At 71.6% G+C, this 13,039-nt stretch carries 11 protein-coding genes; 2 read left to right on the top strand and 9 right to left on the bottom strand.

Features of this window, described 5'->3' with window-relative positions; translation table 11 throughout:
• Positions 1–21: 21 nt before the first annotated feature.
• Positions 22–684, top strand: coding sequence for a GTP cyclohydrolase I FolE (gene folE, locus Vse01_RS16345; RefSeq protein ID WP_170863608.1), 663 nt, complete (start codon positions 22–24; stop codon positions 682–684).
• Positions 685–699: 15 nt separating this feature from the next.
• On the opposite strand, the gene Vse01_RS16340 is transcribed toward folE, so the two are convergent.
• Both Vse01_RS16340 and Vse01_RS16335 read right to left on the bottom strand, forming a co-directional pair.
• Positions 700–1,410, bottom strand: coding sequence for a hypothetical protein (locus Vse01_RS16340; protein ID WP_093409888.1), 711 nt, complete (start codon positions 1,408–1,410; stop codon positions 700–702).
• Positions 1,407–3,962, bottom strand: coding sequence for an FtsK/SpoIIIE domain-containing protein (locus Vse01_RS16335; RefSeq protein WP_093409886.1), 2,556 nt, complete (start codon positions 3,960–3,962; stop codon positions 1,407–1,409). The genes Vse01_RS16340 and Vse01_RS16335 overlap by 4 nt, the downstream gene beginning before the upstream one ends.
• A gap of 198 nt (positions 3,963–4,160) precedes the next feature.
• On the opposite strand from Vse01_RS16335, the gene Vse01_RS16330 reads away from it, so the two are divergent.
• A complete protein-coding gene (locus Vse01_RS16330; RefSeq protein WP_093409884.1) occupies positions 4,161–4,715 on the top strand; it encodes a hypothetical protein in 555 nt (184 codons plus the stop codon).
• Positions 4,716–4,717: 2 nt separating this feature from the next.
• Here the strand turns inward: Vse01_RS16330 and Vse01_RS16325 are convergent, their stop codons facing one another.
• The 7 genes from Vse01_RS16325 to Vse01_RS16295 are packed head-to-tail and all read right to left on the bottom strand — an operon-like array spanning position 4,718 to position 13,028.
• On the bottom strand, positions 4,718–5,311 hold the full coding sequence (locus tag Vse01_RS16325; RefSeq protein WP_093409881.1) for a hypothetical protein: 594 nt from the start codon (positions 5,309–5,311) through the stop codon (positions 4,718–4,720).
• 13 nt (positions 5,312–5,324) lie between these two features.
• Positions 5,325–6,491, bottom strand: coding sequence for a M23 family metallopeptidase (locus Vse01_RS16320; protein WP_093409878.1), 1,167 nt, complete (start codon positions 6,489–6,491; stop codon positions 5,325–5,327).
• Complete coding sequence (locus tag Vse01_RS16315) at positions 6,484–7,044, bottom strand: hypothetical protein (RefSeq protein WP_093409876.1); 561 nt, start codon at positions 7,042–7,044, stop codon at positions 6,484–6,486. Before Vse01_RS16315 ends, Vse01_RS16320 begins: the two co-directional genes overlap by 8 nt.
• On the bottom strand, positions 7,041–8,978 hold the full coding sequence (locus tag Vse01_RS16310) for an MraY family glycosyltransferase (RefSeq protein ID WP_093409873.1): 1,938 nt from the start codon (positions 8,976–8,978) through the stop codon (positions 7,041–7,043). Before Vse01_RS16310 ends, Vse01_RS16315 begins: the two co-directional genes overlap by 4 nt.
• Position 8,979: 1 nt before the next feature.
• A complete protein-coding gene (locus Vse01_RS16305) occupies positions 8,980–12,285 on the bottom strand; it encodes an ATP-binding protein (protein WP_093409870.1) in 3,306 nt (1,101 codons plus the stop codon).
• Positions 12,286–12,334: 49 nt separating this feature from the next.
• The gene (locus Vse01_RS16300; protein WP_093409867.1) at positions 12,335–12,697 is read right to left on the bottom strand and encodes a hypothetical protein; all 363 of its coding nucleotides are present in this window, start codon (positions 12,695–12,697) and stop codon (positions 12,335–12,337) included.
• A 13-nt stretch (positions 12,698–12,710) separates the two neighbouring features.
• On the bottom strand, positions 12,711–13,028 hold the full coding sequence (locus Vse01_RS16295; RefSeq protein WP_093409864.1) for a hypothetical protein: 318 nt from the start codon (positions 13,026–13,028) through the stop codon (positions 12,711–12,713).
• Positions 13,029–13,039: the final 11 nt, after the last annotated feature.

The following is a 13,039-nucleotide window of genomic DNA, read 5'->3' as shown; positions in this document are numbered from 1 at the left end:
GCCAGTTCCCCGCAGCGGGGACTGGCCGCCTCCGCCACCGAGCCCGACACCGATCGCCTCGACTACATCGCCGCGCGGCTGATCAACGGCCGGCTCACCGGTCGTCCCGTCGAGGACACCATGGACCTCGGCCGGATTGAGAAGGCCGTCCGCGAGATCCTCATCGCGGTCGGGGAGGATCCCGACCGCGACGGCCTCCAACAGACCCCGGCCCGGGTCGCGCGGGCGTACGCGGAACTCTTCGCCGGCCTGCGCGTCGACCCGGGCACGGTGCTCACCACCACCTTCGAGGCCAACCACGAGGAACTGGTGCTGGTCCGGGACATCGACGTGATGAGCCTCTGCGAGCATCACCTGCTGCCCTTCCGGGGCAGTGCCCACATCGGCTACATCCCCGGTCCCGACGGCCGGATCACCGGGTTGTCCAAGCTGGCCCGGCTGGTCGAGGTCTTCGCCCGGCGGCCCCAGGTGCAGGAGCGGCTCACCTCGCAGATCGCGGACCTGCTGATGACGCGGCTGGCGCCGCGCGGCGTGGTCGTCGTGCTCGAGTGCGAACACATGTGCATGGCGATGCGGGGCATCCAGAAATCCGGTGCCAAGACGATCACGTCTGCGGTGCGGGGCACTCTGCAACACGACGCCAAGTCCCGGGCCGAGGCGATGGCGCTGATCATCCCTCGCTGACCGACGGTCGGTTGTTCAGGACGACAGCATCGCCAGCACGATTCCCGCATTGACCACCACGGCCGGGACCAGGCAGACCAGCGCGCCGAACCGGGGCGTGCGATCCACTCGCCCACCCGGGCCGGGCGGGAAGCAACGGCCCACCGCGAACCACCCCAGGCCGAACGCGACCGCCGGTGCCGGCAGCCCCACCAGCAACGCCAACCCGGTCACCGCACCGGTGCCGGCCAGCGCATACACCACCGCCAGAAGCACCGGAACGAGCAACCCCAGCGGCCCGTACACCAGGAGGTTGCGGGCGCGCGACGGCCAGTGCGCGACCTGGGACAGGCCGCGGGCGGCGAGCGTGTCATCCGCTCCGACAGCCCACCGTCGGGCATCCCGCAACGCCGTCAACACCGCCGCCGGGCCGCCGCTCATCGACCGGGTCGCCTCCGCCAGCTCTGGCGGTGTCGGCACCAGCGAGATCGGGGGTACGCCCAGCTCACGTAGTCGGCTCTCCTGCGGTGCCAGCCGGGTGCGTACCGCGGCGAGCTCCTCCCGCGCGGCCTGGACCGCGCGGGCCTGCTCGCCCGCGGCGGTCGCCGCGCCACGGCGTACCCCGTCGAGCTGCCGGGCGGCGGCGAGATAGTCGGACCAGGCGGCCCGCACCGGATCCCCCGGTGCGCTGGCCGAGCGCTGCCGAACCGGCCCGGGGGTGGTGACCGGCGACTGATCGAGAGTCATCTGGATTCCCCCTGCACGCTGCCGGGCACGTCGTACGGAACCAGCACCACGCCGCGCTCTGCCGGCCCGTCCCAGAGCACCACCCGGTCGGGTCGGGGTCGCCACTCCACCGGGCGGCCGAAGACCGGAGTGAGCTGGGCCCCCGGCACACCCGCCACCGCCACGGCGGTCAGCTTGTCCACGGTCTCGTCCGGTTCCATAAGCGTCGCGAACGACGGCACCGTACGCCACCAGCCGAGCAGGTGCTGCCCGGCCGGTGGTCCGTCGCGCAGCAGGGCCCGCAGTCTGGCCGCCGGCAGTTGCTCGGGCGGTGCCACATCCAGCCCGAAGACGATCAGGTACGCCGGCTCACCGGCGTCCGCCACGGCGACCAGGCCGGTGAGGTCCACCCGGTCGACCTGGTGGCGTTCGGCCAACTCCGCGACCAGAGCATCGGCCAGGTGCCCAGCCTCGGCGTCCGGTACGGCGACCACGAACCGCGCCGTACCCGCCGGATGGTGAGCCGCCGTGCTGTGCGCGGCCGTCGCCAACAGGCGACACGCAGCCGGCCGCGGACCGAGAACCGCGAGGTTGCGCCCAGCCGCCGGTCCGAACGGCACCGCCGCGGTGCTGCGCGCGACATCCACCGCCCGGCCGAGCAGGGCGGCCGGGGCCGTCGACTGCCCCGCGACGGCTGCCCGATAACGCGGATCGTTGCTCAGCACCGGCCGCGCGTACCCGGCGAAGACGACGGGTGGCGTCGCGTTCGGCGGCCGGGCCGCCCAGAGTCGGTGGCGCAACCCGGCCACCGTCTCCGGCTCGTCAGCCGGGTCGGGGAACCGCACCATCCGCTCATGACCTCGGATCGCCCCGCGGGGACCGCCGAGACCACCGGCGGTGTTGACCACCGCGCTGCCCACCGGCAGGCCGGCTGCGGCGTCGTTGGTGGGTGCCAGCACCGCCCCGCCGCCCGGCAGCGCCACCCGCACCGGGAACTGGCCCAGCAGGGAGTCCCGCTGCCCACCGTCCGATCGGGTGCCCAGGCCCAGGTCGCCCTCGCCAGCCAGCACCAGATGAACCCCGTACGCCCGCCCGGTCCGGGCGAGTGCGTCCAACCGCGCGGCCACCTCGGCGGAGAGGCGATCCCGTTCGGCGAAGAGCAGCGGCAGGTTCTCCAGCACACAGACCACCCGGGGGAGCGGGCGATGCTTCCGCAACTCGGCGAAGCGCTGCCCACCCGCGCGGGCGGATGCCTCCGCGCGTCGATGCACCTCGGCGGTCAACTGGTCCACCAGATCCAGTACGTACTCCCGGTCGGCGGCCATCGCGGCCGCCCGGACCTGGGGGACCCACGATCGGTCCCGCTCCGTCTGCAGGAACTCGGCAAAGGACTCGCCGTCACCGAGGTCCACCAGGTACAGCGACAACTCGTCCGGGCCGTACCGCGCGACGAGCCCCAACAGCGCCGTGGTCAGGAAGGTGGACCGGCAGCCCCGCGACCGGCCGCTGACCAGCCAGTGCGGGGTCAGCTCGGTGAAGCCGAGGGAAACCGGTCGGCCACCCGCATCGCCAACGGTGCTGCTGAGCCCCTCCGTCCCGGCCGCCTGCCACAGCTCGTCGGTGGGCGGCAGCAGGTGGGACAGGAAGAGCCGGCTGCCGGCCTCGATCTGGGCCGCGATCCGGCGGCACACGGTATCGACCAACTCGGCCGGCGGATCCGGGTCGACGAAGACCGGCGAGTTCAGCCCTCCGTCGGTGCCGCCACCGGCGAACGCCCCGCCCGGCGGATCACCGAGCAACGCGTAGGCCGTCCGCATGGCCAGCGGCGTAGCCCTGGGCAGTGCGGCCCGGGCCGGTGGCCACCCCGCCACCACCAGGTGCAGCCCGGCCTCCGGCCCCTGCTCGGCGAGCGTCTCGATCCGCGCGAGATCGCCCGGCCGGTACGGTTCGGGCAGCGCGGCCAGCACCAGCAGCAGCGCACGGTCGTGCCGGCGAGGACCGGCGGCGTCCGGCGCCACCCACCGCTCCGCCTCCGCCAGCACGGCCTGAAGACCGTCGGCGTCCGTGGCCGGTGGGGCAAGCACCCCGGCGTCACCGAGCGCCGCGAACGGCGCCAGCGCGACACCCGTGGCGTCCACCGCCCGTACCAGCAGCGCCCCGGCCGGTGTAGCCGCCAGCATCCGCAGCAGTACAGCCCGCAGCAGCCCGGCGACCCGTGCCTCGTGCGCGTCGGCGTCCACCACGAGGTGGCCGCTGCCGAACATCGGCACCAGCGCCGGGAAACGTGCGTCGTCCAGCGGGGCGGCGGTGCCCACTCGGACGAACGGCGGCGGTCCCTCCCCGGCTGGATGCGCCGGCTCGACCGTGTCCAGCGTGGACCCGGCCCAACCAGGGGCGAGGACGGTGGCCGCCAGGCGCAGCCGCTCGGCCAGCGCGTACTGGCGGCGCTGGTCGGCCGGGACGGGACGGGTCTCGTCGAGAACGTTCGTCGCCGCCGTGACCGTCGCGGCGGCCCGGCGGTGCAGCGCGGCGGCGCGGAGCGTCCGTGCCTTCGGACCGCCCACCGTGTCCACCCCCTCCGCCCGAGGTCGGCACCCACTCGCCGGGCAGCAACGACGGTATCCCAGCGAAGGCTCCACCTCCGGGAAGCGCGTCGGCGCTGCGTCGGTGTTGTCATGGATCTCACCCATCGGCAGGGTTCGGTCACGATCTGCCAAATCTGGGGCATTGGGTCCTGGGCCGGCAGCCGCTAGCCTCAGAGGGTGGAATCAGTGCCGCCCCCCGCCGGTTCCCAGGTCTCCCGCGTACCGGCGCAGAGGACACCGCCGGAGGAACTGGCACCGCCTGCGGTCGCGCCGGCCCCGCGCCAGCCCCGGCGGCGCCTGCGTACGGTACTGACCGTGGTCGCTGGGGTGGTCGCGGTGCTCTGCCTGACCGGGGGAGTCGTCGGCTATTTCGTCTACGACCGCGCCACCACCCTCGACCGCAGCACTCCCGCAGTGGTAGTGGATAACTACCTGCGTGCGTACCTAGTAGATCGCAACGACGCTCGATCGCGCCTATTCAGCTGCGAAGGTGTGTCCGAGTTCGAGACGCTTCGACGGCTCAGGGATGACCTTGCAGCCCGGGAGGAGCGGTTCGGCACGACCATGTGGGTTAGTTGGGAACGTTTCCAGGTGGATCGGATCGACGGCAGCGCCGAGGTGCGTGTCGATCTAACCTTCGCGGCGCAGGTGGACGGTATTCGGCAGAGTGATCGGCAATCCTGGACGTTCACCACCCGGTTGGGCGAGGACTGGCGGGTCTGCTCAGCCGTGCCCGGCTAGCTTCACTCCACCCACAGCATGTGTACCGGTACCTCCAATGTGGTGGGGGCCTGACCGCGCCAGGCCCAGCGGTACCACTCCACCTCGGGTGTCACCCGTACGCAGATGTCGCCCTCGGCACCCGAGTAAGTCTCGGTGACGGCGCGCAGATCACGGTGCTCGACCGAACCGACCATGTGCACGACCCGTCGCCCGGTCACCGCGTCCGCCTCGAAGACCGGCGTCGGCGCTGGGTGGGCCGGGGCGTCCAGCGAGACGAGACGCAGGCCGCTCTCAGTCGTCGGCGTGGTCGCCCGGCCGACCGTCTCGACCCAGACCCGTTCGACCGGCACCAGCGGGGCGAACACCTCGACCTGGTCCGCCTCGGCGCGATACCACTCGTGCTCCGGGATGACCGGTACGTAGGTGCGGCTGTTCTGCACCACCCGATCGTCGGCCCGTAGGTCGGCACGCCATCCCAGACCGGGGAGTCCGACCAGCACCCGCCGGCCGCGCAGTTCGACGCTTCCGGCAGCGGGAAGGATCTCGATCGGGCGCGGCGGCTGGGGAGCCCAGTCGGGCTGGTCGGCGAACGGGTCGGGAAGTGGTTCGGTCATGATTGCCCGTGGTTCACCCGGCGCCCTTCAACGGCGCGCCCTTCGACCGCATGAACGGCACCGGGTCGATGGCGCCCCGGCTGCTGCGATCACCTTCGACGTGCACCTCGAAGTGCAGGTGCGGCCCGGAGGAGTTGCCGCTGCTCCCCACCTCGCCGATCACCTCACCGGCCTGCACCGTGTCGCCTGCGGCGACCCGGGGACGACTCACCAGATGACAGTAGCGGGTGATGAAGCCCTGGGCGTGCAGCACGTCGACGAACCAGCCGCAGCCTCCCTTACCGGGCCAGCCATCCACGTTGCACGTTAGTCGCCCTCTCCGGTCGGGATCACAGCGAGACACCAGCACCCGTCCGGTCGCCGAGGCCCTGATCAAGGTGCCCTTCGGCGCGGCGATGTCCACACCGTTGTGTCCGGGCCGACTGGCGGTTCGGAATCCGGAGCCAACCCCGCCCGGAATCGGTGCGGTCCAACCGGAGGCGGCGATCTCGCCGCCCGCGGCGGCGTCACATACGTCCTGTCCGGCGATCAGCGCGGTCCGCGCCGCACCCCCGGCCAGCGCGTCCACGATGCGGGCAGCGAGTTCCTCGTGCTTGGCGTACGCGTCCGGAAAGGCGCTGATCTGGACCTGCTGCGCGGCCACGGTCAGCGGCAGTTTCTCCCAGTCGGCCACGTCGACCAGCTTCTCGTAGAACTTGCGGGACGCGTACTCGGGGTTCATCCGCTGGGCGACCGTGCCCCACGAGGCCCGTTGCTGGAAGAGGCCGACGGAGTCGTGGTCGGCCCCGATCCCCTCGTTCGGGATGTCCTGTGACTCGCCGACCGTGCTGTTTGCCAGGTTCAGCAGCCGCGACTCCTGCATGGCGGTCGCCACGGCGATCACCCAGCCCCGTGGCGGCACCTTCATCTCCTGACCTACCTTGATGATCACTGCGGCGTTGCGTAGCTGGCGTTCTCCGTACTCGGCGAAGCGCGGCATCGTGCCGGTGGCGTCGACCTCGAAGTCGCCGGTGCAGTCCATGCTGGCCGGGGCAAACTGCTCGGCGGAGTCGCCACCCAACTCGGTGAGGAAGAAGGCACCGGCGCCACCGGTGCAGCAGAGCAGTGCCAGCGCCGCAGTGAGCGCGGCGGCGAGGGCGCCGGTCCGGACCGGTCGACGGGGCCGGCTCTGCTCACTCATCCCTGCTCCAGTCCACCGCGTCCACCAACCATCGCCCGTCGGGTGCCAGCAGTTCGAGGCGGAGTTGCCCGCCGTCGAGCGGGATTGTCGCCTCCACGAAGGTCTCACCGCGTGGGCGGAGGGTTACCTCGCCGGTGACCGCGCTGGCGGGCACTTCGGCCGGGTCGGCGCCGGAAAGCTTCTCGGTGAGGCCGGCGGTCGAGAGCGGGCGTAGCGCGTCGTGCCAGTCCTCGGCGGTCTGGCCGGGGCGGCCGAGCCAGGCGGCGGCGAAGCGTTCGGCGACCAGATCCGGTGTCGGCTGGCCGGGCCGGGTGACCGGGGACGGTGTCGTGGTGGTGGAGATCGCGCCGTCGTCCCCGGTGGTCGGGTGCACTGTGGTGATCGGGTCGGTCGGGCGATTACTGAGCCCGGCCGCCGGGTCGCTCGGGCCAGCCACCAACCTGGCTGCACCGACCACCCCGAGCACCAGCACGGCGATCCCGAGTGCGACACCCAGCCGGGACCGTAGCAACCGCAGGAACAGGAACTCGATCGCCCGGCGCACGACCGTCACCGCGCCTCGGAGCGGACCCGCGGTGCCGGCTTTTCGGGAGCCCGTTCGGCCGAACCGGGACGGTAGATGACGTAGGAGGGATTCTCGTCCGGCAGGTCCGGTTCCGTCCATGACGCCGGCTGTCGACGACGGGGCCTGGGCGCGGCCGCCCCCTTGCCAGGCCGCTCCCGGGGCTGATCGTCGGCGCCGCGCGCTTCGCGGTCGTCCGGCCGCTTCGCGGCCGCGGGTGCGCCGCTGGGGACCGGGTCCGGACGAGCCTCCGGACGCACCTTCGGCTGCTCCGGTGCGATCGCCCGGCGTCGTCCGACGGTCGGCTCGGCGGTGCCACCGGGCTCGGCGATGTCGAGCCGGGCCGCGGTGCGCATGTCCCGGAAGAATCGGCGGTGCCAGGAGCCCGCCGAGCTGACCGCCTCGCTGTTGTCCTTGCCGCCGAGCTGGGTGATCCGGCGGTAGGGGCGCAGCAGCAGCCAGCCGACCACCCCGCAGAGCCAGACCAGCACCACCTGCAGCCAGCCGGGGAGGGTCGCCGTGCTCATGATGAGGTCGACCGCGAAGAGGTAGATGGCGGCACCGGTGCCGAAGATCGCGATGTTGAACAGCGCCGCCACCACCGCGTTACCCAGCCGCCGCAGGCCAGCGCTGGCTGGACGGAGCAGGCCGATGGTGCCCAGGATCGGCGCCGCGATCACCGCCCACCGGAAGATCAGGAAGCCCAGCAGCACCAGCAGCGACGCGGTCAGGTCGAACATCGCGAAAAGCAGAGCGGCGAGCACCGCGATGAACCCGGCACCCACCCGGTCCATGTCCCGGACGCCTTGCAGGTACTCGTAGGCCTCCGGATCCTCCCGCTCGATCTGCGCGGCGACAGTCATCCACTGTTGCTTCTTGGCGCTGATGGTGGCCTCGCGGGTTTCAGGACTGGTCCGGATCTTCTCGGCCTCGCCCCAGGAGAGCGACTTGGCGTCGTAGAGCGCGGCACCGTACTTCTTCGCGGTCTCGCTGTCGGCCGAGCCGAGCACGCCGCGCAGCCAGTTCCGGTAGAGCATCGCCTCGGCGGCCGTGTCACTGGCCCGAACCGCCGGAGGGCGCTTGTCCGTGCAGGCGTCCGGGTTCGGCATCGCACACCGGTCCGGGGGCACGTCCTTGGCGGCCGGGCCGACGGCGTCGTGCACGACGCCGAGCGTGGAGACGAGGGCACCGTCGGCGAGGTTCGCGGACTTGACCGGCCAGGCGGCCAGCGCGGTGACCGCCACCATCACCACCAGGGCCCACCCCGCCGTGGTCATCGCGCTGCTCATGTCGGACTGGCGCGAGCGCCAGAGCAGGTAGAGCCCGACCACGCAGAGGGTGACGATGCCGAAGACGCTGAACACCTTCTGGTAGATCGCCTTGGTGGCCTGGTCCACCAGCGGGTCGGCCCAGCCCCACATGGTGCCCGGCTCCCAGGCGCGTTCGCGCAGGGCGTTCGAGGCACCGATGATCGCCGTCGCCATCATGAACTCGCCGTTGGCGATGGTGTTTGTGAACTTGTAGTCCGGGTGCAGCAGGGTGGTCGCGCAGCCGGATTCGATCTTGTAGGTGCTGTAGCTGTAACCGGCGTAGCCGTAGTCGCTGTAGTAACCCTTCGGGCCGGGGAGCTTGGATGCCTCTGGACGGGAGGCGAACCAGCCGGCGATGCCGGAGTCGGGGGCAGTTGGTGTCGGAGGGTTGAGGCAGGTCGCCTCCGATTCCGCCACCTGCTGAAGTTTGGCGACGCAGGCGCGGAAATCGACCTGCCATTCCTCGGTCGAGCAGAGTTCGGCCGCCGCGGCCTGGTACGCCACCGGAGCCGCGTACGCCGGTGTGGCTGTGAGCCCGGGCCAGCCGATCGTGGCTGCGGCGAGGACGCCGAGTGCCAGGAGGAGCGCCGTGATCCGTGCCCGGGCCCTCGCCATGTCACGCCTCCAGGTCAGGCAGCACGGTCGGCAGCACCCCTGCGGCGGCGGCGATGGCGGCGGGGGTGGTGTCGAGGTGGTCCAGTAGGCCATCCACGTAGGAGACGTCGACCCGGACCTTCTGGACCCGGCCGTCGACGTCGCGCATCACGAACTCCCGGAAACCGAGCCGGCTGGCGGAGGTCGCGTCGGCGGTGGAGAGAGAGGCGAGGGTGGCCTCGTAGCCGTCGTCGACCGGTACGCGCAGCAGCCGCAGCGCCTCGGAGGCGATCTCGGCGTCCTCGGCGATCCGGCCGACGAAAACGGTGGAGACGAGGTTCTGTACGTCGAGACCGAGGATGTCACGTGGGTTCTGCGAGGCGACCAGTGCGGCGAGGTTCCACTTGCGGGAGTCGCGGGCGAGTCGGACGAGGAAGGACCGGCCGGAGCGCCATCCCTCCATGAAGTGCGCCTCGTCCAGGCCGACCAGCTTCCGCGAGGCCATCGAGCCGCCGTAGCATCGGCGGACCGCCAGCCGATGCGCGGTGTGCAGCATCGGCAGCGCGAGCGCCTCCTCGGCAGACCAGTACTCGCGTTCGATCTTGAGGTCGGGCAGTCGCAGGCCAGCCATGGTGATCACGGTGAGTGCGGCGTCCGGCCCGAGCAGACCCTCCGGCGGGCGGCCGAAGAAGAGCATCGCCAGCGGCATCTCGGCGGTGTCCAGCAGCAGGTTGGCCAGCTCCCGGCCGGCGTCGTCGTCGAGTTGGCCGAGACAGGTGACCACATCGTCCAGCGTGGAGGTCTCCTCTGCCGGGACCTGGCGTACGGCGTGCCGGAACAGGGTGGCGGTGGAGGCCTCCCGGGCCACCTGCGGTGGCACCAGCATCATGCAGATGTCCTGGACCAGCATCCGGCGTTCGGCCCGCGCGTTGGAAACCGAGATCTCGAACTCCCGGTCGCCGGCGGCTCCGGTGGCGAACTCGCTGCGCAGGGGCGTCGGGATCAGCGCGTACGGCGCCAGCGTGCCGTGTTCGGAGCCGGTCAGGTTCAGCACCCGCGAGTAGGGCCGAAGCTCTGGCATCGCACAGAGCCGGGCCAGCGGGCCGGAGGGGTCGAGCAGCGTCACCTGCACGCCACGGCGGGCGGCCAGGTAACCCAACGCGCCGAGCAGCGTGGACTTGCCACCGCCCGGTTCGGCGACGAAGACCGCCAGACCGGATCGCTCCCGCACCTCCATGGGAAAGTGCAGGTCGAGGAAGACCGGCCGACGGCAGGTGCCGGCGGTACGCCCGATCAGGTCGCCACGTCGGTCACCCACCGTGGAGGCGGCCTGCGGCAGCGCCGCCGCGAGCAGGTTGACGGGCATCCTGCGTACGTAGCCGGTGTTGGCGATCGGCTCGCCGGGGATGAACTCGCGGGCCAGCCAGTCCTGGTTCTTCGGGTGTTGCAGGGAGATGCGCAGTTCGCGGGAGTAGAGCTGAATGAGCCGTCGGGCCCGTTCCAGGCACTCCTCCCGGGTACGGCCGCCGACCGCGATCCGGTGCCAGCCGTGGGCGCGGGCGGAGTCGACCGGCAGCCCGGTGGTCATCTCGTCGCCGATGACCAGGGCCCGCTTGGCGAGTCGTTCCAGCTCGGGCGGGGCGTCGATGCCGTGTTCGGCGTAGTCCAACTGCTGTGACCGGATCATCCGGAGCCGGTGTTCCAGGTTGCGGAAGGAGTCGCCGGAACCGAGGATGTCGACCCGGGTGGAAAGCTCCATCGGCCAGGGCAGTCGCTCGTGGAAGTGCAGCCAGGGCTCGTGTCGCTCGGGGATCTCGAGCGGCTCCATCCGACCGACGGCGAGCACCGCCACGTGTCGTTCCTCGCCGGTCATCCGGTGGACCAGCTTGACAGTGGAGCCGTACGGCGTGCGGTAGCGCTCGACCTGCTCGGTGAGGGCGAGCAGGTCGCCGCGTTCCCAACGTCCGTCGGTGATGGGCGAGAGCGTGCCGGGAGGTGCCATGCAGAGCGCCACCGACCGGTAGAGCAGCCATTCCAGTTCGTGCGCGGTGACCCGTCGTCCGCGCATCCCGAAGGCGCCGAGTACCTCGTCGAACTGCTCGACGGTGCGGCCGAGCTTGCGTCGCTCGCCATCGGCGACGCCGCGGCCGAAGGTGCGCAGCAGTCGCTCGGTGAGCGAGTCACCGAGGGAACGGCGGGCGAAGGTGACGCCGAGGTAGGTCTGGCCCTCGGCGTGATTGACCGAGAGCAGGTGCCGTTGCGCGGCGACCAGGTGCTCGGCCCAGCCGGGTGTGCCGGCCACGTCGGGCAGCGGCCCGGCGGTGTTGGCGTCGATGGTGCGGGCCCACTCGTCGGCCGGGAAGGGCCGGGTGGTCCGGCGTAGGTGCAGCCGGAAGCCGGCCAGGCCGGCGTACTGCTCGGAGATGGCCGCGAGCAACGCCTCGCGTTCGGCGTCGGGGCGGAAGGCCCAGCGCACCTCGGGCAGCCAGTACCAGGCGGTGACCGTGTTGGGGGTGAAGGTCAGGTGACCGGCGATCTCGGTGATGGCCAGCTCGACCGCCGGATCCCGATCGCCAAACTTGATCTTCGGGGGGCGAACGCGGACCGGCTTGACCGGCCGGTCCCGATGGTCGACGGACCGCTGCCGGGGAGCCGGGCGGTTGGCCGGGGGTGCCACCCGGCGTGGCGTCCGGGTTTCGGCGTCGGCGGATGCCAGGTCGTTGTTGTCGCGGGCGCGGCGGTCCTCCCGGACCGGACGGTCGTCTCCGGCGGGACGATCGTCGGCGGGTGGCCGGGCGCTCGGCAACCGGTCTGCGGGGGCGGGCGCCACCCGGGAGGGGGCCGGCGGCAGGCTCGGGGCTGCCACCGCGTCGTCGACTGGGTGGACAGGTGGCGCGGCCGGCGTGGGGCCGGGCGGTCGCGGGGGTGCCGGTGGCGGAGCCGCCCGATGAGCGGCCGGTGCGGGCCCGACGGCGGGTGGTGGCGTGGGGTGCGGCTGCTGCGGCAGGGCCCGCGCGGGGAGCCCGTTGCCCCGCTGGGCGGAACCGCCGCGAGGGTATGCGCCACCGAAAAGATCGAGGAACGGAGAGTCGATGTCTGCGCCGTCCCGGCTGGCCGGGGCCGGGTCGGCCGGAACCGCCCGGCGCTGCGGCGGGCGAGGTGCCTGGAACACGCCGACGCTGCCGTGACCCGGGGTGGTGGCGAGCGCCGGATCCAACGTGGCCTCGTCCCGCTCGTCGGATTCAGGGTAGTCGAATGAACGCGCACGGTTACCGTGTGGTGCGGCCGGACGTCCGGCCGGGGATCCCGGCGTGGCGGAGCGGCTCATGCGATCGCCCTGCCCGTGTCCTCGTTCGGCCCGTACGGCGTGCAGCCGGTCATGCCAGTTCCTCCCGGATCCTGATCCTGCTGCCGACCAGGCGCGGATCGCGCTGCTCGGCGGCCGGCTCCCGGGTGCGTCGCCAGTCGGTCAGCGCGGTACGGATCACCATGCGCGCCGGACGGTCCGGGTCGACGTACCGGAAGACGAACGAGGTGGTCACGATGGCGAGGGCGATCTCCCAGGCGGGAAAGAGCTCGACCTGCAGCGTGAACAGCCAGTGGATGAACATGTAGAGGGGGACGAGCAGCATGAACAGCCCGTACTGGGCGTACGGCAGGTGGACCGGAAGGGTGTAGCCGGGCGGGCCGAGATAGACCAGGCGGGCCCGGTAGATGTCGTCGTCGGTGCGCAGCCGCATCTCGTGCCCGCGCCTATTCGAAGATCAGGTTGATCAGGAAGTCGCCGATGAAGAAGAGGGTGGCGGCTCCGGCGATGAAGGCCAACCCGACGATCGCGATGGCCGAACTGGTAAGCACCTTGGAGATCTCGCCTCGGCTGGCGCGGCCGATGAAGATGACGCCCAGCACGGCCAGCAGGATCGGAGCAATCTTGCTGGCGAAGAAGGTGACGACGCCTTCGGTGTCGATCCCCTTCGGTTCCTCGGCGGCGAACGGAATCGACGACGCCAGGGTGGAGAGCAGGTGGGCGGCGCTTGTGGACGCCGTTTCCATCAGCTCGATGGCGATCACTGAAACCTCCC

Origin of the sequence: Micromonospora sediminimaris, assembly GCF_016863575.1 — a bacterium.
GTDB lineage: Bacteria > Actinomycetota > Actinomycetes > Mycobacteriales > Micromonosporaceae > Micromonospora > Micromonospora sediminimaris.
This window is presented reverse-complemented; position numbering and strand designations above follow the sequence as displayed.